The organism is Micromonospora sp. NPDC049274, assembly GCF_040678875.1.
Classification (GTDB): domain Bacteria; phylum Actinomycetota; class Actinomycetes; order Mycobacteriales; family Micromonosporaceae; genus Micromonospora.
In genome coordinates, this window is sequence record NZ_JBFAQS010000018.1 from 99,954 (window position 1) to 120,627 (window position 20,674).

At 72.8% G+C, this 20,674-nt stretch carries 22 protein-coding genes; 5 read left to right on the plus strand and 17 right to left on the minus strand.

Going from position 1 to position 20,674, the window contains the following annotated elements; all coding sequences use genetic code 11:
* The first annotated feature begins 19 nt into the window (after positions 1–19).
* The 3 genes from AB0K10_RS27450 to AB0K10_RS27460 all read left to right on the plus strand — a co-directional run bounded on the left by AB0K10_RS27450 (position 20) and on the right by AB0K10_RS27460 (position 2,535).
* Positions 20–964 carry a hypothetical protein gene (locus tag AB0K10_RS27450; protein ID WP_363688110.1) on the plus strand — a complete coding sequence of 315 codons (945 nt, stop codon included), beginning with the start codon at positions 20–22 and terminating at the stop codon, positions 962–964.
* Complete coding sequence (locus AB0K10_RS27455) at positions 961–1,644, plus strand: hypothetical protein (protein WP_363688112.1); 684 nt, start codon at positions 961–963, stop codon at positions 1,642–1,644. The genes AB0K10_RS27450 and AB0K10_RS27455 overlap by 4 nt, the downstream gene beginning before the upstream one ends.
* Positions 1,645–1,779: 135 nt before the next feature.
* The gene (locus AB0K10_RS27460; protein WP_363688114.1) at positions 1,780–2,535 is read left to right on the plus strand and encodes an SGNH/GDSL hydrolase family protein; all 756 of its coding nucleotides are present in this window, start codon (positions 1,780–1,782) and stop codon (positions 2,533–2,535) included.
* Positions 2,536–2,577: 42 nt separating this feature from the next.
* Here AB0K10_RS27460 and AB0K10_RS27465 read toward each other — a convergent pair whose 3' ends face one another.
* The 12 genes from AB0K10_RS27465 to AB0K10_RS27520 form a co-directional block, all read right to left on the minus strand.
* Complete coding sequence (locus AB0K10_RS27465; protein WP_363688116.1) at positions 2,578–3,936, minus strand: hypothetical protein; 1,359 nt, start codon at positions 3,934–3,936, stop codon at positions 2,578–2,580.
* A complete protein-coding gene (locus AB0K10_RS27470; protein ID WP_363688118.1) occupies positions 3,933–4,901 on the minus strand; it encodes a transketolase C-terminal domain-containing protein in 969 nt (322 codons plus the stop codon). The genes AB0K10_RS27465 and AB0K10_RS27470 overlap by 4 nt, the downstream gene beginning before the upstream one ends.
* Before the next feature lie 55 nt (positions 4,902–4,956).
* Complete coding sequence (locus tag AB0K10_RS27475) at positions 4,957–5,928, minus strand: thiamine pyrophosphate-dependent dehydrogenase E1 component subunit alpha (protein WP_363688120.1); 972 nt, start codon at positions 5,926–5,928, stop codon at positions 4,957–4,959.
* Positions 5,925–6,716 carry a DUF3050 domain-containing protein gene (locus AB0K10_RS27480; RefSeq protein ID WP_363688122.1) on the minus strand — a complete coding sequence of 264 codons (792 nt, stop codon included), beginning with the start codon at positions 6,714–6,716 and terminating at the stop codon, positions 5,925–5,927. Before AB0K10_RS27480 ends, AB0K10_RS27475 begins: the two co-directional genes overlap by 4 nt.
* A 1-nt stretch (position 6,717) precedes the next feature.
* Positions 6,718–7,626: a phytanoyl-CoA dioxygenase family protein gene (locus tag AB0K10_RS27485; protein ID WP_363688124.1), complete on the minus strand. Its 909-nt coding sequence runs from the start codon at positions 7,624–7,626 to the stop codon at positions 6,718–6,720.
* Positions 7,623–8,714 carry a 4-hydroxyphenylpyruvate dioxygenase gene (gene hppD, locus AB0K10_RS27490; RefSeq protein WP_363688200.1) on the minus strand — a complete coding sequence of 364 codons (1,092 nt, stop codon included), beginning with the start codon at positions 8,712–8,714 and terminating at the stop codon, positions 7,623–7,625. Before hppD ends, AB0K10_RS27485 begins: the two co-directional genes overlap by 4 nt.
* Positions 8,715–8,786: 72 nt before the next feature.
* The gene (locus AB0K10_RS27495) at positions 8,787–10,025 is read right to left on the minus strand and encodes a beta-ketoacyl-[acyl-carrier-protein] synthase family protein (protein WP_363688126.1); all 1,239 of its coding nucleotides are present in this window, start codon (positions 10,023–10,025) and stop codon (positions 8,787–8,789) included.
* Between the two features lie 22 nt (positions 10,026–10,047).
* Positions 10,048–11,664, minus strand: a complete 1,617-nt coding sequence (locus AB0K10_RS27500; RefSeq protein ID WP_363688128.1) for a class I adenylate-forming enzyme family protein — start codon at positions 11,662–11,664, stop codon at positions 10,048–10,050.
* Positions 11,661–12,155: a beta-ketoacyl synthase chain length factor gene (locus AB0K10_RS27505; RefSeq protein WP_363688130.1), complete on the minus strand. Its 495-nt coding sequence runs from the start codon at positions 12,153–12,155 to the stop codon at positions 11,661–11,663. The genes AB0K10_RS27500 and AB0K10_RS27505 overlap by 4 nt, the downstream gene beginning before the upstream one ends.
* An 80-nt stretch (positions 12,156–12,235) precedes the next feature.
* Entirely contained in the window at positions 12,236–13,348 is a 1,113-nt protein-coding gene (locus tag AB0K10_RS27510) for a beta-ketoacyl synthase N-terminal-like domain-containing protein (protein WP_363688132.1), read from the minus strand.
* Positions 13,341–13,586 (minus strand): acyl carrier protein, encoded by a 246-nt coding sequence (locus AB0K10_RS27515; RefSeq protein ID WP_363688134.1) that lies wholly within the window; start codon positions 13,584–13,586, stop codon positions 13,341–13,343. Before AB0K10_RS27515 ends, AB0K10_RS27510 begins: the two co-directional genes overlap by 8 nt.
* The gene (locus AB0K10_RS27520; protein ID WP_363688136.1) at positions 13,586–13,852 is read right to left on the minus strand and encodes an acyl carrier protein; all 267 of its coding nucleotides are present in this window, start codon (positions 13,850–13,852) and stop codon (positions 13,586–13,588) included. The genes AB0K10_RS27515 and AB0K10_RS27520 overlap by 1 nt, the downstream gene beginning before the upstream one ends.
* Positions 13,853–13,867: 15 nt before the next feature.
* Here AB0K10_RS27520 and AB0K10_RS27525 point away from each other — a divergent pair, with 15 nt between their 5' ends.
* Entirely contained in the window at positions 13,868–14,635 is a 768-nt protein-coding gene (locus tag AB0K10_RS27525; protein WP_363688138.1) for a 4'-phosphopantetheinyl transferase superfamily protein, read from the plus strand.
* On the opposite strand, the gene AB0K10_RS27530 is transcribed toward AB0K10_RS27525, so the two are convergent.
* Together AB0K10_RS27530 and AB0K10_RS27535 are read right to left on the minus strand one after the other, a co-directional pair.
* Positions 14,563–15,957: a class I adenylate-forming enzyme family protein gene (locus tag AB0K10_RS27530; RefSeq protein ID WP_363688140.1), complete on the minus strand. Its 1,395-nt coding sequence runs from the start codon at positions 15,955–15,957 to the stop codon at positions 14,563–14,565. The two genes, AB0K10_RS27525 and AB0K10_RS27530, sit on opposite strands and share 73 nt — an antisense overlap.
* Before the next feature lie 307 nt (positions 15,958–16,264).
* Positions 16,265–17,092: a M55 family metallopeptidase gene (locus AB0K10_RS27535; protein ID WP_363688142.1), complete on the minus strand. Its 828-nt coding sequence runs from the start codon at positions 17,090–17,092 to the stop codon at positions 16,265–16,267.
* A gap of 112 nt (positions 17,093–17,204) precedes the next feature.
* Between AB0K10_RS27535 and AB0K10_RS27540 the strand changes: the two genes are divergently transcribed.
* Entirely contained in the window at positions 17,205–17,777 is a 573-nt protein-coding gene (locus AB0K10_RS27540) for a dihydrofolate reductase family protein (RefSeq protein WP_363688144.1), read from the plus strand.
* 13 nt (positions 17,778–17,790) lie between these two features.
* On the opposite strand, the gene AB0K10_RS27545 is transcribed toward AB0K10_RS27540, so the two are convergent.
* The 3 genes from AB0K10_RS27545 to AB0K10_RS27555 are packed head-to-tail and all read right to left on the minus strand — an operon-like array spanning position 17,791 to position 20,626.
* Positions 17,791–18,108 (minus strand): antibiotic biosynthesis monooxygenase family protein, encoded by a 318-nt coding sequence (locus tag AB0K10_RS27545; protein ID WP_363688146.1) that lies wholly within the window; start codon positions 18,106–18,108, stop codon positions 17,791–17,793.
* Positions 18,105–19,355 carry a beta-ketoacyl synthase N-terminal-like domain-containing protein gene (locus AB0K10_RS27550; protein ID WP_363688148.1) on the minus strand — a complete coding sequence of 417 codons (1,251 nt, stop codon included), beginning with the start codon at positions 19,353–19,355 and terminating at the stop codon, positions 18,105–18,107. The genes AB0K10_RS27545 and AB0K10_RS27550 overlap by 4 nt, the downstream gene beginning before the upstream one ends.
* Entirely contained in the window at positions 19,352–20,626 is a 1,275-nt protein-coding gene (locus AB0K10_RS27555; protein ID WP_363688150.1) for a beta-ketoacyl-[acyl-carrier-protein] synthase family protein, read from the minus strand. Before AB0K10_RS27555 ends, AB0K10_RS27550 begins: the two co-directional genes overlap by 4 nt.
* Positions 20,627–20,674 lie beyond the last annotated feature (48 nt).

Sequence of the window (20,674 nt, forward strand, 5' to 3'; positions counted from 1 at the left end):
TACACCCGCCTATGCTCCGATGGAGACAGACGGGATCCACGGACGTAAGGGCGGTGCGGTGTTGCCGACCACCAGCAGGTTCAAGCCGATAGCTCGCGTCGTCACCGCGCTGACGTTGCTGGTCGCCCTGGTGACGGCAGTGCCCGCGCCGGCGTCGGCGGCGCCCTGGGACAAGGATGCCTGCGCCGGGCAGGAGCGCGCCGTGGAGCGGGTCCTGGCCCAGATCAAGGTGCACAACGCGAAGCCGCACGTGTTCCTCCTGCCGAGGCAGGCCGCCGCCTACAACGCGTACAACGCCGAGGCGGCCGCCCTCGGCGCGGCGCGTACCCAGGCCGCGGCCGCGCTCACCGCCTGCACCTCCGCCATCGCCGCGATGGCGGACCAGCGGCCCGGGTCGCCGACGTTCACGCCGCCGACGGCGCGCGAATTGAGAGACCTGACGGAGGCGCTCAAGAAGATCCCGCCGAATTTCCCACCCCGCACCACCCCGGTCGGGGGTGGGAACACGTGGAGCGTCCCGAGGACCGGCCCCGAACGCCCGCTCTTCGATGTCCTTCGCAACTACTCGCCGGGAGACCCGCGGAACTGGCGTGCCTCCACCCTGCAGGGTCAGCGGATGCCCACGATCGGTGCCACCGACCCGTCGGCCCCCGGCCGGGTCGTCGGCGTCTGGTCGAGGTCCGGAGCACCGGGCGTGTCGCCCGACCACATCGTCCCGCTCTCCCGCATGATCTACATGCCGAACTTCATGAAGCTCACCCCACAGAACATGTTCCGGGTGGCGTCCGCGCCGGTGAATCTCCAGTGGATGTCGAGATGGGCCAACACGAGCAAGGGATCACGGAGCGTGGGAGCGCTGACCAAGTTCGACCCGGCGTGGCAGGCGGCTCAGGTCCGGCTGGAGGCCCGGGTCTTCCGGCAACTTCAGGACATCATCAACAAACTGGTGAAGAGTCAAGGGTGAGCGAGCTGCCCGGCGTCACCGATGACGCGATCCTGGACGCCGCCTTCGCCCCGGCGCTCAGCCTCGTCACCGGCATCCCGGACGACCTGCATCCGGAATGGCTCCCCGTGGTCACGGCGCCCGCCGCCGAAGAGCGGATCGCGGCGGCTCTGGCTCGCTGGACCCCGGACTTCACCGACCTACTGCCGCAGTTCTTCGGCGAGTTCCGCATTCGGCTGCTGGACGTCCGGCTCGGGCGGGCAGCCGGTGAACTGGCGCTGATCTACGTCGTTCGCGGCCGAGACGACGAACTGGTCCTCTGGATGGGTTGGGACCCACGGCGGTTCCGCGAACCACGATTCTGGAACCGGTTCCCCGCCGCCGCACGGACGTTCCTCCAGACCGTGCACGCAGGCTTCAGCCACCCCGATGGCGTCTCCGGCGGGTTGGCGCACGTGGACGAGATGAGCACGTACGCGGAGTGGGCCGAGGAACCCGATGGTCTGGCGGACTGGGACGAGGAGCAGGAGATCGCCTCGACCCGCCTGCTGGTCGTCACCAGCAACGGGACCAACCTGCTCTATTGTCTCTCGCCCGACCTGCCCACCGGCACCATAGCCCTGGTATACGAGGGCGACATCGATCCGCAGCCGTTCGCCGCCAGCATCGACGCCCTCATGGTGCGTCCCCTGGAAAACTGAGGTCGGGTCGCCGTAGGACGCGCGTCAAAGCCCTGTCGACCGAGGACCGTCCGGTGGTTCGTCGGCGCGTGGCCAGTGGCGCGTGGCCAGTGGCGCTGCTGGCCGGCGGCGTGTGGTTCGGTTAGCGTGCCGGGCATGCCATCGACGCTCACCGAATCGGCTGATCCGTACTGCCTTCGTCCCGGGGAAGCCGCCGAGCTGCTGCGCGGGCACCCGTGGCGGCGGTTCGTGGCGATCGGCGACAGTGTCGTGGAGGGCATGTGCGAGCCGACCCCGGGCTACCCGGACGTGCAGTGGGTCGACCGGATCGCCGCCGAGCTGAGCGCCGCCCGCCCCGGGCTGGCGTACCGCAATCTGGGTCGGCGCGGGCTGCGCGCGCACCAGGTGCGGGCCGAGCAGCTCGCCCCGGCGCTGGCCTTCGCGCCGGACCTCGCGCTTGTCGTGTGCGGCGGCAACGACGCCTTCCATCCGAAGTACGACGCCGACGCGGTGGACGCCGAGCTGACCGCAATGATCACCGCGCTGCGCGACGCCGGCGCGGACGTGCTCACGGTGGGCATGTTCGACGTGTCGCACAGCCCGGCGGTGCCCGACGCGCTGCGGCCCGGCCTGGGCGAACGAATGCGCCGCCTGTCAACACACACGGCGAGCCTGGCCCGGCGCCTCACCACCATCCACGTGCACCTGACGGACCACCCGCTGACAGCCGACCCCACCCTCTACAGCACCGACGGCCGCCACGGCAGCGCCCGCAGCGACGCCATAGCGACAACGGAAACCCTCCGCACCCTCTCCCACCACCTCCACCCCTCTACGCCTCCCCCGCCTCCCCCGCCCAGCCCCGTTGATCATGAAGTTATCGCCACGACACGCCGCTGCGGAGGGCAATAACTTCATGATCGACGAGGAAAGGGGTGGGGTGGGCCTGGGGGGTTAGTTGGACAGGAGGATTCCGGTTAGGAGGACTCCGTGGGCCAGGTTGAGGATGCCGTCGCCGCCGGGGTAGCCGACCCTTGCCAGGCCGCCGGAGGCCGTTCGGCCGAACAGGTACGGGGCCAGGGAGTACGGGACGGCGGCCGTCACCGTCTCGCCGGTCTCGATCTGCACGAAGTCCATCGGCACCCGGTCGGCGGGCAGGTACTGCTGCAGGATCGCCCCGCCCCGGTCGACGGCGGCGCGCAGGCCCTCGGCCCAGTCCGTCGGGCTCAGGTCGGGGCCGATCAGCACACCGAGCCCGGCTGAGCCGTCCGCCGGTTTCGCCACCAGCTCGGCCTGCTCGGCGAGCGCCCGGTCGAGCAGCGCGGCGGTCAACGGCACCGTGTACGGCACGTGCCGGCGGATCAGCGTCTGGTCGTCGGCGGGCAGGGCGTCCACGTCCTCCCACAGCCAGGCGAAGGTGGTCTTGTTGCCCAGCAACCAGGCCGCCGCCGACACGTACATCGGCAGCGTGCCGGCGGCCAGCGCGCCGGCCACCGCGTCCAGGCCGGCGGTCGGGGTGACCCGGTTGGGCACGAAGAGCCGGAAGAGCGCGTCGACAGGCGCGCCGTCGACCACGAGCCGGCGCTCGGCGTCCAGGGTGGCCGTGGACAGGGGCGCGATGACCAGGTCGATGCCGAAGTCGCGGGCCCGCACGGCGAGGGGGTCGAGGATCCGGATGAACGTCTCCGGGTCGTCCAGCCCCGGGTAGTCGGCGTCGAAGTCCATCAGCAGCGCCAACCGGGCGCCGTCGGGCAACCCCAGCTCCTCGCGGATCGCCACGAACCGCTGGTCCAGCAGCGACGGCGCGGCGCGTACCGGAAGATTGTCGAGGATGCCGTGCTCGGCGTAGAGCTGCGCGAACCGCTGGATGACGGTGTCGGCGTCGAATCCTCCTCCGAGGCTGCTGTCGATGTTGTACTCGACGAACTTCGGCACGCCCTCGGTGAAGATCACATCGGGCCGGTACGCGGCCAGCAGCGCCTCGGTCAGCGGCTCCGACTCGTCCAGCAGCCGGGTCTCCCCCGCCGGGACGCCGAGCAGCCGGCGCAGCTCACCCGCGGTGGCCACCCGCCGCCGGCAGGCGTCCAGGACGAGTTGGGCGAGCCGGTCGCAGACCTCGTTCAGCTCCCGCCAGGCGTCGGCGGTCAGGACCGGGGGACGGGCCAGCCGCCACTGCTTGTTGTAGGTGGCCCGGCCGTGGAAGACGCGTTCCCAGGCGGCCGCGCCGCTGGCCACCATGGCCCGGCGGGCCGGCTCCGGCAGGTCGGTCCAGGCCCCGTCGGCAGACGGCCACGAGTAGTTCGGGTCAATCATGATGAGTCCTTCATGGTCAGGTGGATGGCGGTGGCGAGCTGCTCCCGGGAGGGCTGCACGGCGCGGTCCAGGGCGGGCGCGAACGGCAGCACCGCGCCGTCCGGGCGGGTGACCCGGCGCGGCGGGGCGAGCAGCCGGACCCGCTCCACCACCGAGGCGATGATCTCGGCGGCGATGCCGCAGGAGCGGTTGCCGTCGTCGAGGACCACGAGCCGCCCGGTGCGGGCCACCGACTCGGTCAACCCGTCGATGTCGAAGGGGTACAGGGTGCGCGGGTCGAACACCTCCACCGAGACCTGGCCGGCCAGCTCCTCGGCCACGGCGAGCGCGTCGTGCACGAGGTGCCCGATCGCGACCACCGTGACGTCGTCGCCGAAGCGGTGGATGCGGCCCCGGCCCAGCGGCACCGGCGCGAGGTCGGCCACGTCGTCGCGGACGTCCATGGCGCCGGCCGGTGCGAACACCACCACCGGGTCGTCGTGGCGGATCGCGGTGACCAGCAGCCCGTACGCGTCGGCCGGGGTGGCCGGCACGACGGTGACCACGCCGACGTGGGCGAAGAGGCTGTACGGGTGGTCGGAGTGCTGCCCGGCCCAGCCGGTACGCGACCCGGAGCCGGGCACCAGGTAGGTGACGGGAACACTGCACTGCCCGCCGGTCATCAGCGGAAACTTGTGCGCGTGGTTGACGATCTGCTCGAAGACCAGGAACAGCAGCGACGGGATCTGGAACTCGATCACCGGCCGCAGCCCGGCCAGCGCCGCCCCGGTGGCGAAGCTGGTGAACGCCTGCTCCGACAGGGGGGTGTCGCGGACCCGGTCGGTCCCGAACCGCTTCGCCAGGCCGGTGGTCACCAGCGACGCCCCGACCTGGACGTCCTCGCCGAGCAGGAACACCGCCTCGTCGCGAGCCAGCTCGTCGGCGAGTGCCCGGGTCAGCGCCCGGCGGTACGACAGTCGGGGCACCTCAGCCACCTCCGGTGCGCGGGGACATCCAGCCACCTCCGGTGCGCAGGGACATTCAGCCACCTCCGGTGCGGGCGGTCAGGCCGCTGGCGTACAGGTAGGTCAACGCGTCGGCCGGGTCGGGTTCCGGGCTGTCCAGGGCGAAGCGCACCGCCGCGTCGAGTGTCGACTCGACCTCGGCGTCCACTGCGACACGGTCGACGTCGGAGAGGCGTTCGCCCTGGATGCGAACCGGGTCCCGGGACCGACCCCGGCGCACCTCGTCGGGTGGGCGGTAGTCGAGGCGTACCGCGTGTTCGAAGGTGTGGTGGGCGTCGAAGCGGTAGGTACGGGCCTCGATCAGCTCGGGGCCGCCGCCGGCGCGCATCCGGCCGACGACGGCGGCCGCCGCGTCGCGTACCGCCTCGGGGTCCTGGCCGTCGACCTGGACGGCCGGGATGCCGAACGCGGCGGCGCGGCCGGCGATGCTGCCGGCCACCGCGCCGGCGACCGGCATGGTGGTGGCGTAGCCGTTGTTCTCGCAGACGAACAGCACCGGCACCCGCCACAGCGCGGCCAGGTTGAACGCCTCCAGCAGCATCCCCTCGTTTACCGCGCCGTCGCCGAAGAAGCTCACCCCGACGGTGTCGTGGCCCTGCCGTCGGCGGGCCCACACAGCGCCGGTGATGATCGCCCCGGAGGCGCCGACGATGGCGTTCGCGCCGAGCACGCCGATGCTGAAGTCGGCGGCGTGCATCGAGCCGCCCCGTCCGGCGTTGAGACCGGTCAGCCGGCCGCACAGCTCGGCGAACATCCGCGCCGGGTCGGCCCCGCGCGCCAGCACGTGCCCGTGGCCACGGTGAGTGCCGGCGAGCACGTCGTCGACGCCCAGGGCGGCGCAGACGCCGGCGGCGATCCCCTCCTGACCGAGGTACGGGTGGATGCCGCCGACGATCTGCCCGCCGTGGACCAGCTCCACCGCACGTTGTTCGAACCGGCGGATGAGCCGGACGGTGCGGTAGAGCCGGACCGGGTCGGCGTCGGTCACGCCGGCCCCTTGACCGCGGCGAGGATGTCGTCCCAGAGCCGGGCGCGGGCGGCGAGGGCGGTGTTGACGGTGTCGGCGCACTCCTGCCACTTGGCGTCGTCGTCGCCGCACAGGTCGGCGAGCATCTGCATGGCCATCGGGGTGTGCTGTTCGCCGTCGACCTCGATGTGCCGTTCCAGGTAGTCGACGAATGTGTGCAGCCGGTTGCTGCGCTCGTTGACCGCGACGACCTGCGTGAACATGTCCGGGATGAGGTCCTCGCGGCCGAACGCGAAGGCCGCCGCCTGGCAGTGCACAGGGGTGGACTCGATGATGTGCCAGGTGGTCGCGGCGAACGTCGCGGACGCGGCCGGCGCCCCCGCCTCGGCGAGCGCGTCGGTCACCGGCCGGCCGGCGCGCAGCAGATCGACGAGGGCGTTCACCGCTGTGGTGTCCGCGCCGGCCTCGACCATGCCCCGCACGTACAGCTCGAAGTGGCTGATGTAGCCCTCGCCCAGCTCGTCGCTCTCCTCCACCATGACGATGTCGTTGATGAGGCGGCGGCTGCCGGTCGGGCCGGTCGGGATCCACGGGACTGTCACGCAGGTCAGCTGCCGCTGCAACGACTTCAGCAGGGACATGAAGTCCCAGACCGCGAACACGTGGTGCTCCATGAAGGTGACAAGCGCCTCGTGGGTGTCCAGGTTGGCGTAGAGCGGGTGCTTCACCACGGCGTCGCGTCGCTCGGTCACCGCCCGTTCCAGCCGTTCGATGCCCGGGTGCGTCCTACCCCAGTCGTAGCGTGACATGTCAGCCTCCCTGCGGGGCGCGGTGGCGCCAGATGACGGGGCAGTAGTCCGGGTCCGCGTAGTCCGGCCGCCCCTCGTGGGTGCGACGGACCAGCACGTCGTGGTTGTACGCGGCGAGCGAGCCGTCGGAGAGCGGGTACTCCCGCCAGGCGTTGTCGCCGTCCTGCAGGTGCAGCGAGATCGCCTGCCGGGGGCGACCGCTGACGTTGGGGCCGCTGCCGTGGTAGGTGCGGCAGTGGTGGAAGCTCACATGTCCTTTGGGGATCACCATCGGGATCTTGCGGATCTCCGCGCCGTTGTACGCGGCGTTCTCGGCCAGCATCTCCTCCAGCTGGCTGCGGTCGCGGTCGGCGAAGTGCCGCACCACCGTGTCGTCCGCGCCGATCTCCTTCCACCGGTGCGAGCCGTCGACCATGGTGATGGTGCCCATCTCCTCCCCGCAGTCGTGGAAGGGGATGAACGCGGTGAGCATCTTCTCCGACGACGACGACGCCCAGTAGTGCTTGTCGAAGTGCCAGGGCACGATGTTGCTCGGCTCGCCGGAGATCGGCGGCTTGTAGATCAGCGTGGACTGGAAGACCCGGATCTCGTCGGCCTCGGCGAGCCGGGCGGCCACCGCGCCGACAAGCGGTTTGCGCAGAATCGCGCCCAGCCCGTCGTGCTCGTGGTGGACGTAGTCGTTGTGCCGCTGCACCGGCCCCCTGGCGGGCTCCCAGTAGGCGAGCTTCGGCGGGCGTACCGGCAGCCGACGGTCGCGTTCGCCGTCGTAGTAGCGCTGCGCGGCGGCGGCGAGGGCGTCCACCTCGTCGTCGGTGAAGACTTTCTTCGACAGGTACCAGCCGTGCTCGGCGTAGTGCCGCACGTCGTCGTCGGAGGGCAGCAGCGCCTGCTCCTCGGGGGTCAGGCTCACGCCCCCACCCCCTGCGGCGTGGCCGCCGCGGCGGCCAGTTCCCGCTCCTTGGCCTCGTAGAGCGCCTTGATGTTGCCGCTGCCGAAGCCGCTCGCCCCGCGCCGCTCGATCAGCTCCAGGAAGAGCGTGCGGCGCACGTGCATCGACTCGGCGAAGATCTGCAACAGCTGGCCGCCGTGGTCGGAGTCGACGAGCACCCCCAGCTCGCGCAGCCGCTCCAGCGGCGCGTCCACCCGGCCGACCCGCGCCTCCAGGGCGTCGTAGTAGCTGGCGGGGGTGCCGGCGAAGCGGACACCGCCTCGGCCCAGCGACTCCACGGCGGCGACGATGTCGTCGGTACGCAGCCCCAGGTGCTGCACTCCCCCACCGGCGTGCTGGTCGAGGAACGCGTCGATCTGCCCCGGCCGGCGGGCCCGATCCGGCTCCAGCAGGACCACTGTGACCTGCCCGGACGGGCTCTGCACCACCTTGGAGTTCATGCCCTGCCCGTCGACCTCGATGTGTTCCTCGAAGATCTGCGCGAAGTCGAACAGCGCCTCGAAGTGCCGGACCGTCTCGTCCAGCTCACCGGACGGCACGCAGACCGCCAGATGGTCGACCTCGGCGAGGACCGGCTTCCCCTCGTCCGCCGCGAACGGCGTCGGTGTGATCACGCCGGGTAGGAAGTCGGCGCGGCTCCCGGTGCGCTGCACCAGGCGGTGCCGCACGTCGGCGAAGCCCTCCACCTCGGCGGTCACCACCTCGGCGTCCGCGCCGGTAAGCGTGGTCGGTGGCGTCACTCCCGTCGCGCCCCGGCCCACCAGCTCGGCGTACGCCTCGGCGACGTCGCCGACCTCGACGGCGACGACCGCGATGCCGTCGCCGTGGCGCTGCACGTACCGGGCGGCCGGATGCTCGGCGCTCAGCCCGGAGGTGAGCAGCAGGCGAATGTCGCCGTGGCAGAGCAGCAGTGAGCGCTGCCCGGTCAGGCCGGTCTCCGGGCCACCCTGGCCGCAGATCTGGAAACCGACGGCGGTGCTGAAGTAGAAGGCCGCCTGCCGGGCGTCGCCTACGTAGAGTTCGATGTGGTCGATCCCACGGATGTCCATCTTCTCAGTGCCCTTCCCCATGCTTCCCCCGTGTTGCCGGCCGGACGCCCCCCGTCCGGGATGCCGCGTCGCTCACCTCCTCGGCTCGGCGACCCGCGCGAGCAGCAGGCTCACGTTCTGGCCGCCGAACCCGAACGAGTTGGTGAGCGCGTACTCCGGGTCGGCCTTACGGGGCGTGCCACGGATGTGGTCCGCCGGGCAGGCCGGGTCCGGGTCGTCGAGGTGGTACGTCGGTGGCAGCAGCCCCCGACCGAGCGCCAGCGCGGTCACCGCCGCCTCCAGCACCCCGGAGGCGCCGAGCAGGTGACCGGTGAGCGCCTTGGTGGAGCTGACCGGCACGCCGCCGTCGCCGAAGACGTCCGCGAGGGCGGTGGTCTCGGCGATGTCGCCGAGCTTCGTGCCGGTGCCGTGCGCGTTGACGTAACCGACCGCCGCCGCGGGCACGCCCGAGCTGCGCAGCGCGCCGCGCATGCACGCGGCCGCGCCGGCGCCGTCGGGGCGCGGGGCGGTCGGGTGGTACGCGTCGGTGGTCGCGCCGTAGCCGGCCACCTCGGCGTACGCGGTGGCGCCGCGTGCGGCGGCGTGCTCGGCGCTCTCCAGCACCAGCAGCGCCGCCCCCTCCGAGAGCACGAACCCGGAGCGGGACGTGTCGAACGGCCGACTCGCCCGGGACGGGTCGTCCCCGGCGCGGGCCAGCGCCCGCGCGTTGCCGAAGGTGTCGGCGAAGGTGGGGAACAGCGGCGCCTCGCTGGCCCCGCAGACGACCACGTCGGCCTCCCCCGTCCGGATCAACCGGACCGCGTCCGCGACCGCCTGCGCGCCGGACGCGCAGGCCGTGCCGACCGACGAGCTGTAGCCCCGGATGCCGTGCGCGATGGCGATCCGCGCCGCCGGCATGTTCGGCAGGATGCCGGTGAGCAGGTACGGGCTGACCGCCGCGCGGCCCCGGGCGGCGCGGGCGAGCACCTGGGTCTCCAGGGTGGCCATCCCGCCGACCCCGCCGACGATCACGCCGATCCGGCCGGGGTCGATGTCGCGGCCCACCTCGATGCCGGCGTCTGCCAGCGCGTCCGCGGCGGCGAGCAGCGCGAGCACCACGATCCGGTCCAGCACGCGGCTCTCCGGGCCGGACACGACACTGCGCGGGTCGATGTCCGGCAGCAGGCCGGCGACGTCCAGCGACGCGTGCGCCGGATGGCCGCCGGGTGGCCGGGCCAGCCCGGACCGGCCGGTGGTCAGCGCGTCGAAGGTCTCCTCGACGCCCCGCCCGACCGGGGTGAACAGGCCCATCCCGGTGATCAGCGCGGTCACGACAACACCCCGGATCGGCCGCTCACGACGACGCCTCGGTCAGGTAGCGCTCGCGCAGCGCCACCTTGCGGACCTTGCCGGTCACGGTGACCGGTATGTCGTCCGAGCGCACCGGCACCACCCGGCGCAGCGTGGCGCCGACGTCGGGGCCGAGCGCGGCACGGACCCGTTCGGTGCGGTCCTCGGCCTCGTCGGCGCCGGCGGCCAACTCCAGCAGCACGTCGGTGACCACGCCGCCGGCCTCGGCGACGATCACCACTGTGCAGTCGGTGACGTCCGGGCAGGTGGCGAGGATCTGCTCCTCGGACAGGGCGGTGAAGAATCGCCTGCCGTCACCGGCGTCGACCGAGTCGATCGCCCGGTCCAGGTGGTAGTAGCGGCCGTCGGCGTCGACGCGGACCAGGTCGCCGGTGAGGTACCAGCCGCGCTGGCGGAACCGGTAGGTGGTGACCGAGTCGTTCCAGTAGCCCCGGAACAGCGACGGCGAATCCACGCCCAGGAAACCCACCTCGCCGACCGGCACCGGTTCGCCCTCGGCGTCGAGCACCGCCACCCGGGCGAACTCGTACGGCCGGCCGATGCAGCGGCCGTACCGGTCGGTGTCGGCGCGGTGGGTGATGTGGAACATGGAGTGCCCCATCTCGCTGGAGCCCAGCCCGTCGATGAAGACCGAGCCGGGCACCCGGGCCACCCCGTCGCGGGTGACCGTGTCCCGCCAGCCGACGGCGACGAGCCGGCGGATGTGCGGCTCGTGCGAACAGTCGCCGGTGTTGAACCACAGCCGCACCGAGTCCAGGTCGTACCCGGACAGGTCGAAGCGGGCCAGCTCGGCCCAGGTGACCGAGAAACCGAACACCCCGTCGGGGCGCCAGCGTTGGATGGCGTCGAGCACCCGATCGCCGCCCTGCTCGGACAGCAGGAACATCTCCGCGCGGTTGCCCAGCGCCTGGTTGACCATCAGCACGGTGGCGGTGTGCGGCGCGGGCAGCGCGTTGAGGATCCGGCGGGTGCCCTGCGCCTGCGGCATGGTGAGCAGGTGCCGGGTGGCGGCGAAGAGGCTGGCGTGCGAGTGCAGCACCGCCTTGGGCACCCCTGTCGTCCCGGAGGTGTGGGTGATCACGATCGGGTCGTCGCTGTGGTGCCGGTAGTGCGCCGGAGCCTGCCCCGGGTCGCCCGTGCCGGCCTGCGCGGGCGTGCCCAGCAGCGGTACGCCGAGGTCGTGCCCGGCCAGCAACGCGGTGTGCGCGTCGTCGGCGAGCACACCGACGCCCCGCAGCCGACGGATGTACTCGGCGGCGATCTCCGGACGGAGCTTGCCGTTCATCAGCGCCGGGATCGCCCCGAGCCGGGCCAGCGCCAGGAAGCTCAACACCATGTCGGCGGCGGCGGTGGCCCAGACGGCCACCGGGTCGCGGGGGCGTACTCCCCGCTTGTGCAGCCAGGCGGCGCGGGCAGCGACCCGCTCGTCGAGCTGGCCCAGCGTCAGTGGCGTCTCGGCCGGGTGCCCGTCGACGGCGGTGTCGAAGGTCAGGCCGGGCCCGTCCGGGTCGGCGCCGTGCGCCAGCACCCGGGCCAGCATGTTGCCCGCGCCCACCTCGGTGTCGGCGGCCAACGCGCCGCGCAGTCCTGGTGTCCTCATGGTCGTGCTCCTCCCCCCAGAAGCACCGCGACCGCCTCGGTGGACGTGTCGGGCGCCTGTTCGATCAGGACCAGCAACACCTCGTCGGCGTCGCCGTCGTCGCACAGCAGGGCCGCCTCCGCGGTGCCGTCGGCGTACGGGTCGCCGGTCGGGCTGAGGCAGACCACCGGGCCGCGCAGCCCCCAGCGGGCCGCGACGTGCCCGGCGACGCTGTTGGGCACGGACTGGTAGAAGAACAGCGGGCCGACCCGCCCGCCGGCCTCGACCGTGGCCCGCACGTGCTCGGCGCTGGCCCGGTCACCGCTGGCGCTGACCAGCACGATCGCCGTCCGCGTGTCGGCGGGCACCGGCCCCGTCCCGTACCGTCGCCGCAGACACCGCTCGGCCACGGCGACCACCAACGGAGCGAACGCGGAGTGCACGAACCCCGGGACCCCCGGCGCGTCCCCGTCTCCGGCCTCGGGCCAGCAGGCCCGCGCGAGCTCCCGCATGGTGGTCTGGGTCGTTGTCTCGGGCGCCTCGCCGGCTCCGTCGGGGTCGACAGCGCACGATCGCGGGGCGGCGGGGTTGGTCACGGGGTGCCGACCAGGAGGGCGGTGTTGGCGCCACCGAAGGCGGCGTTGAGGGTCAGGGCGTGGGTCGCGGTCGTCCGGCGCGGACGGTCCGTGATGACGTCCAGGGGGCACGCCTCGTCCGGGGCCCGCCAACCGGCGTTGACGGGCAGTTCGCCCCGGCGCAGCGCCAGCGCGGTGACCACCAGTTCGAGCAGCCCGGACGCCTCCAACGCGTGTCCGTGCAGCGCCTTCGTGGAGCTGATCGGCACCCGAGCGGCGTACCCGTCGAGGGCCTGTCGCAGCGCCGCCGCCTCGGCGGCGTCGCTCTGCGCGGTGCCTGTGGCGTTGGCGTTGACGTAGCCGACAGCCTGCGGTGGCAGCCCGGCCCGGCGCAGCGCGGCACCCACCGCGTGCGCCAGCCCGGTGCCGGACGGGTCCGGCTGGCAGGGGTGGAACGCGTCCCCGGCCCGGCCCCAACCGACCACTGTGGCCACCGGCTCACCGCCGCGTCGACCGGCCACCGCGCGGGACTCGAGCACCACGGCGGCCACGCCGTCGCCGAGCAGCAAACCACGTCGACCAGCGCTGAACGGGCGGACCGCACCGTCGTCGGCGAGGGCCCTGCCGGCGTCGAAGAGCGCGAACTGGTCCGGCTCGACCAGGTAGCCGGCGGCCACCACCGCCCGGTCCAGGTCACCCCGGACGATCAGGGACGCGGCGTCGGCCACCGCCGTGCTCGCCGACACGCAGGCGCTGGTGTAGACGCGGATCGGACCGGACAGTCCGGCGCCCAGCGCGAGTTTGCCGGCGAGCGCGGCCGGGGTCGGCCCCGCGGCCGGCGCCGGTCCGCCGTGCACGGCGAGCAGCAGGGCGCACCCCGCCCGGCGTACGTCGTCCAGGCCGGCCGCCGCGCAGGCCGCGTCGATCGCGGCGGCCAGCTCGTCGGCGAGGGTGCCCACGTCGGGCAGGGTGGCGGCCACGGCGACGCGGCGGGCGGTGGTGTCGAAGCGGCGTACCGGGCGAAACGCCGGCGCACCGGCCAGGACCCCGGCGAGCTGCGCGTCGGCGCCGCGACCCAGGGCGCTGACCGCGTGCACACCGGTGAGCTGGACGACGGGCGGCTCAGCCATCTGCGGGGGCGGCCAGCGACGCCCGGAAGACCACCAGGGCATCGTCGACGGTACGGATGCCGGCCAGGTCGTCGTCGCTGAGGTCGAGCCGACGCTCGTAGCGCTGCTCGATGAGGTGCACGAGCCACGCGAGTTCCATCGAGCCGATCCGGTCGGGGACCTCGGCGGCGGATTTCGCGGTGAGTTCGGCGAGCATGGTCAGCAGGTCAGCTCGCCCCAGGTCGGACCGACCGGGCATCAGGCGTCGTCGCTCGTCGCCTCGGTGACGCGGTCGGCGACCATTGTGGTGAACTCGCCGACCGTCATCAGGGCCAGCTTCTCCGACTCGTCGTCGGCGAACGTCAGGCCGTAGCGGTCCTCGACACGGACGGACAGGTCGGCCAGGGCCAGCGATTCCAGGTCGACGCCGGACGGGCCGAGCGTGGTGTCGTCGTCGAGCCCCTCGACGTCGTAGTTCATGTCGGCGAGCTGCTCGACGACGAAGGCACGGACCTCGGCTCTCATGGATACCCTCTCTGCGTGGGCCAACTGACGGTGTCCGATCGGGACACCGTCTACGTGTGGGTCGGTCGGGACACCGGCGGTCAGCCGGATCCGGCCAGGGGGCTGCTGCTGCGCGCGGGTGCCGCGCTGCTCGGCCGCTCGGAGGCCGAGCTGGTGCTGACGCACCGGCCCGGTGGGAGCCCGCTCCTTTGGGTGGGTGGGCCGGTCGAGCAGGTCCGGATGGACGGGCCGGTCGAGCGGGGCCGGCAAGCCGAGCCCGCCGACGAGGGTCGGCGCACCGGGCCCGTGGAGTTGCCGGTCAGCGTCAGCCGCACCGACGGTGTCGTGGTGGTCGCGGCCCGTCTCGGCGGTCCGGTCGGGGTGGACGTGGAGCGGGTCCGCCCGCTGCCCGCGCTCGCGCTGGCCCGCCGCTGGTTTCCGCCCGCCGAGTCGTCCTGGCTGGCCGCCCGGCCCGAGGTCGGGTACGCGGTGGACTTCCTGCGGCTGTGGACCGCGAAGGAGGCGGCCGGCAAGGCGCTCGGGCTGGGGCTGCGCGACGGCGGCCTGCGCCGGGAGATGCCGCTGCCGGTCGGGTCCGCGCTGCGGGCGGTGCCCGGTCACACGACCCTGCGGGTCGGCCACCCGGAGGTGGGCCCGGATCTCGTCCTGGCGATCGGGGTGGACGCGGCCACGGGCGTCGACGTCGACGTCGAGGTGGTGCAGCGGGCCGGTCACGGCGTCGCCGCCGAGCGCAGCGCGCCGGTCGAGCGGACCAGCTTGCCCGTGGTGGTGCGGGGCATCTGATCGAGCAGGCGCAGCACCCGGGGTCGCTTGTAGCCGGCCAGCCGCTCGGCGAGGAGCTTGTCCAGCACCTCCTCCGACAGCGGGCCGTCCGGCTGAACGTAGGCGGTGATGCCGTCGTCCCACACCACCACGGCCGCGGCCACGCCGGGCAGCTCGGCGACAGTGGCCTCCACCTCGGTGAGGTCGACCTTCATCCCGCCCACGGAGACCTGCGAGTCGAGCCGGCCACGCACGGTGACCAGGCCGGAGTCGGCGTCGACGGTGCCGGCGTCGCGAGTGTGCAGCCAGCCGTCGGCCCAGCGGGTCGGGTCGCTCAGCCCGACGTACGGCGACGCCGGGCAGGACACCCACAGCTCGCCGTCGGCCTCGCGGACCTCGATGCCGGGCGCCGGGGCGATCGACGGCCGGTGGGATCCGTGCAGGTCGGTGCCGATCACCCCGACCTCGGTCATCCCGTACATGTTGCCCAGCGGCACCCCGTACCGGTCGGTGAACGCCTGGGCCACCGCGGCCGGCACCAGCTCACCGCCTGTGGTCATCCGCCGTAGCTGCGGCAGGGGGCCGGACGGTCGCGTGGAGGCGAGTAGACCGATGTGGAACGGGACGCCCAGCACGGTGGCCGGCGTCGGGTCGGCGGTGATCGCGGCGAGCACGGCGTCGCCGCTGAGCCGCTGCGGCGGCACCAGCTCGACCCCGGCGTGCAGGCCGTAGAGCAGGCCGCCGACGAGCCCGAGCACGTGCACCATGGAGGGCAGCAGGATGATGCGCTCGCCGGGCAGCGGCACGCCGTCGATGCGCGTGTAGCGGCCCACCTCGGCGACCAGGTCGGCCGCGGTTCGGCCGATCACCTTGGACGGGCCAGTGGAGCCGGAGCTGAGCTGGATCACGGCGTGCCCGCTGACCGCCGGCCGGTCGGCGTAGCGGGTGACGCTCTCGGTGACGTCGACGAAGACCTTCAGCGCGCCGCCGGCCGTCCGCAGCGGCGCGACCACCACCTGCGGGGTGAGCCGGGTCAGCGCCCGGTCCACCTCGTGGTCGGTGAGCCGGTGGTCGAGCAGGATCGCCTGCCCCCCGGCGCGCCAGGTGGCCAGCAGGTTGACCACGTACGCCAGCGAGGGCGGCAGCCGCAGCGCGGCGGCGCCACCGGGTCGCAGGCCGGCGGCGGTGAGCCGGTCCTGCGCGGCGGTCACCAGCCGGTGCAGGGTGACCCGGTCGATCGGCTCCGGCAGACGGAGACAAACATCGGTCGGACGGCCGGAGAACAGGACATCGTCCACCCATCCCGGGCCTTCAGCCGTAAGGTTTCCTGTCGATTGATCCATCGCCCTCGCCCGTTCAACCCGCAGCACAAATTAGGGCATAATCCCCGTTTGTGAACATCTTTCGGGGTGCTGACGGAACCCTACGACAGCCGCGAGGAGCATCGCTAGATGCAAATGGCTAGATCAAATCAAGCGCCCGGACCGATTGCCACATACCGCCGCCGACCACCGACCCGGCGGTCCGATCAGGCGGCCGATCAGGCGGCCGATCAGGCGGCCCGGTCATGATCGACTCGGGTTCAGGGAAACCGGGGTGTCCGACCCGAACGGACACCGCAGCTTTCCTGAACCCGAGTCGATCGCCAGGCTAGCCGGGCTTGATGCTGGCGAGTTGGACGAGCAGCTGCACCAGCCGGTAGGCCTCCGCGACGTCGACGGCGTGGAAGGCGACCGTCCGGCCACCGCCGACGCGGGCCACACCCGGCACCAGAAGCGCGAGGTCGACCGTGTACGGGCCCAACAGGTCGACCTCGACGTCCAGCGGCCCGGTCAGCTTCACCGGCGGGATCGAGGCACGGCGGGCGATGGCGTCGGCGGCCGCCTGGCGCAGCCGGTCCCGCGCCTCCTGCGGATGCAGCGCCACCGCGGCGGTCTGGCCCAGAGTCTGCTTGACGGCGACGGTGACCGCCGACGGCACCAACTCGCTGAACTCGGCGCAGGCGGTGTCGTCTCCGCTCAGGAGAACGACTGGCGCGTCCAGGTGCCCCGCCATGGCCACGTTGAGGCCGATCTCCCCCAGCGATCGTCCGGCCACCCGCACGTCCAGGACGGCGTCGCTGATCGTGTGGGCCAGGACGGCGGGCCCGGCGCCGGCCCGGGCGTGATAGCCGACGAACAGAACGGCGTCCGTCTGCTCGTCCAACCCGGAAAGCATGCCCAGCGGGCGGGGTTTGCCCCGCACCAGGTGAGCACGCCTGTCGAGGTCCTCGGGCAGGAGGTTCCGAAACGTTCCGTGCGCGTCGGCGACCCACACCACCGCATCCGGTTCGGCATCGAGGACCCCGGCGATCACCGCGTTCGCCTCGGCGGTCATCAACGCCCGGCCGCGCTCGTAGTCGTACCGATCGGGATTCGTCTCGGCGGAGTGGACGATCCCCGAGATGCCCTCCATGTCCACCGAGATCAGCACCTTCATGGGTCCAGGACCCTACGCGCTCCGGGGCTTCATCGCTGCCGGCGCGGGCGTGGTCAGGCTCTGGAAGCATGGGCGCAGCAGGTACCGCTTTCGACGCGATGGGTGTACTGCCATGTTGATCTACGCGATGAGCGTCTCGGTGGACGGCTACGTCGCCGACCGGCACGGCGAGTTCGGCTGGGGGGCACCCAGCGAGGAGTTGTTCGGCTTCCACCTCGAACGGGTGCGCGGGCTCGGCGGCTATCTGCTGGGCCGTCGGCTCTACGAGGCCATGCTGGGGTGGGAGACGGATCCGTCGATGCGCGACACCGACCTCAAGGCCACCTTCGCCGACGTCTGGTCCGCTCTGCCGAAGGTCGTCTTCAGCCGCACGCTCGACAGGGTGCGGGGCAACGCCCGACTCGCCGAGGCGTCGGTCGCCGAGGAGGTCGCCGCGACACTGGAAGCGACCGACCGGGACGTCGAGATCGGCGGCCCCGGCCTCGCCTCGGCGGCGTTCGAGCTGGGCCTCGTCGACGAGCTGCGCATGTTCCGCCATCCGGTCGTCGTCGGTGGCGGCACGCCCTACCTGCCACCCGTCACCGAGGACGTACGGCTGGACCTGATCGAGACGAGGACGTTCGACTCGCGGGTGATCTACGAGCGTTACCGCCGTGTCCGGGACGACTTGGACCGACAACCATGATCAGCGCGGGCGGTCAGGCCAGCGCCGGCGTCTGCGCGTGGATGTGGAAGCGCAGCGAACGGGCGTCGGTGAAGCACTCCCGCATCGGGCGCACCAGGTCCCGGTGTTCGGGGGTGCGCTCCCAGTTCTCGAAGTCGGCAAGGCTCGCCCACTCGCTGGTGATCAGCCACTGCTCCGGGTCGGTCGACGAACGGCAGACCTGGTCGACAAGATGCCCCGGCACGCCGTCGGCGACCAGGTGCCGCACCTGCTCGTACGCGGCGAGGAACCGCTCGGTGCGCGGCGCCGGCACCCGCACCAGGAAGACCACTCGGGCCCGCTGCTCGCTCATGGCGTCTCTCCCCTCGTCGGCGCGGCCCCCCGCAGGACCAGCGCGCTGTTGAACCCGTCGAAGCCCCGCGCGCAGACCAACGCGAGCCTGCTGCGCGGCCGGCGGTGCTCCCGCAGGAAGTCCAGCTCGCACCCGTCGGCCACCCGGTCCGGGCCGGCGGACGCGGGCAGCGTGTCGTGCGCGAACGCGAGCAGGGCGGTGGCCACGTCCAACGCCGAGCCGCCCTGGTGCGCCCTGCCGGTCAGCGACTTCTGCGTGGTCACCGGGGGCGGCCGGTCGGCGAACACGGCGCGCAGCGCCTCGGCCTCGCTGCGGTCGTAGCGGGGCACACCGAGGGCGTCGGGAAGCACCACGTCGATCCCCGCCGCCGCGACGCCCGCCCGGTCCAGGGCCAGTCGCATCGCGCGGGCGTACTGGGCCGGGTCGCCGGCGCTGTCGGCAGTGGTGTGCGCGGCGTCGTGGGTGGCGCCCCAGCCGCTCACCTCGCCGTAGATCCGGGCGCCCCGTGCCAGGGCGTGCGCCAGGTCCTCCACCACGAACACCGCTCCCCCCTCGGCCGGCAGGTAGCCGCTGGCCGACGCGTCGAACGGCCGGTACGCCCGCTCCGGGTCGGCGACGTCGCTGAGCAGCCCGGAGCGCAGTTGGCAGGCCAGGGCGTACGGGCTCAGTGGACACTCGGTCGCCCCGGCGATCACCACGGGTGTGCCCCGGCGTACCGCGCGGGCGGCGTGCGCGAGGCTGTCCAGCCCGCCTGCCGTCTCCGCGACCAGCACCCCGCTCGGTCCCTTGAACTGGTGGTGGATGGAGAGCTGTCCGACGCTTGCCGCGTAGAACCAGGCGATCGACTGGTACGCGCCGACGGTCCGCGAAGCGCCGCCCCACAGCCGTTGCAGCTCCCGCTGGCCGAACAGGTTGCCCCCGGACGAGCTGGCCAGGGTCATGGCGTAGCCGTACGGGTCGGGTGCCCGCTCGGGCAGGCCGGCGTCGGTGAGCGCCAGCCGGGTGGCGGCGAAGCCGAGGTGCGTCCACCTGTCGGTCTGCACCAGTTGCCGGCTGTCGGCGTACGAGCCGGCCGTGAAGTCGGGGACCTCGCCGCCGAAGCGGGTCGGGTAGCCGGACGGGTCGAACAGGGTGATCGGCCCGGTGCGCCGGGTGCCGGCCAGCACGGTACGCCAGTGCGCGTCCACGCCCACGCCGCTGGGCGCGACCACTCCGATTCCGGTGACGACCGCCCGGGCGGTGCTCACGCCGCCGCCGTCGAGGGCAGCCGGCGGAACACCATGGCCGACTGGAAGCCGCCGAACCCGCTGCCCACCGACAGGGCCACGTTGACGGGCACCTCCCGCGCCTCGTTGGGCACGTAGTCCAGGTCGCACTCCGGGTCGCGGGTGCTCCAGTTCGCCGTTGGCGGCACCACGCCGAATTCGATGGCGAGGGCGCAGGCGGCCATCTCGATCGACCCGATCGCCCCGAGCGAGTGCCCCACCATCGACTTGATCGAGCTGATCGGCACCCGGTACGCGGCCTGGCCCAGCGCCCGTTTGAACGCGGCCGTCTCGTGCCTGTCGTTCTGCCGGGTGCCCGAGCCGTGGGCGCTGATGTAGGAGACCTGTTCGGGGGCGACGCGGCCCTGTCGCAGCGCGTCGGTGACGGCGAGGCCCATCTCCAGCCCGTCCGGGCGCAGCCCGGTCATGTGGTAGCCGTTGCTGCGGCTGGCGTAGCCGGCGACCTCGCAGTAGACGTGGGCGCCGCGCCGTCGGGCGTGCTCGGCCTCCTCCAGCACCAGCACCGCCGCGCCCTCGGCCAGCACGAACCCGTGCCGGTCGACGTCGAAGGGACGGGAGGCGTGCGCGGGGTCGTCGTTGTCGGGGCTGGTCGCCTTGATCGCGTCGAACGAGGCGACGGTGACCGGTGAGATCGGCGAGTCGGCCGCGCCGGCCAGCACGATGTCCGCCTCGCCGTCCACGATGAGCTGGTGGGCGTACCCGATGGCGTCGATGCCCGACGTGCAGCCGGTGGAGACCACCTGCGCCGGGCCGTGCAGCCCGTGCCGGCACGCCACGTCGGCGGCCAGGCTGCTGGGCACCAGCGCCTGGTACAGGTACGGGCCGCCGAGCGCCGCGTCCACAAGCCAGTTCCGGCCGTGGTCGCTGACCCGCACGTACTCCTGTTCCAGGGCCATCGTGCCGCCCACGGCGGTGCCGAGCACCACCCCGGCGCGGTCCCGCTCGGCGTCGCTGAGCACCAGGCCGGCGTCGGCCATCGCCTCGGCGGAGCAGGCAAGCGCGAACTGCACGTACCGGTCGGCGCGGCGCCGTTCGGCGTCGGTGAGTCCGGCGGCGATCGGGTCGAAGTCGCACTCGGCGGCGATCTGCGAGCGGAACGGCGACGGGTCGAAGAAGCTGATCCGCCGGGTGGCCGTCCGCCCCTCGGTGATGGTCTTCCAGAAGCGGTCCCGGCTGGCGCCGCCGGGAGCGACCACCCCGATGCCGGTCACCACCGTGCGCCGCCCGGTCATCGCGCCACCTCTGTTCGCGACTGCGGGGCTCGCAAACCCGGCTCACTC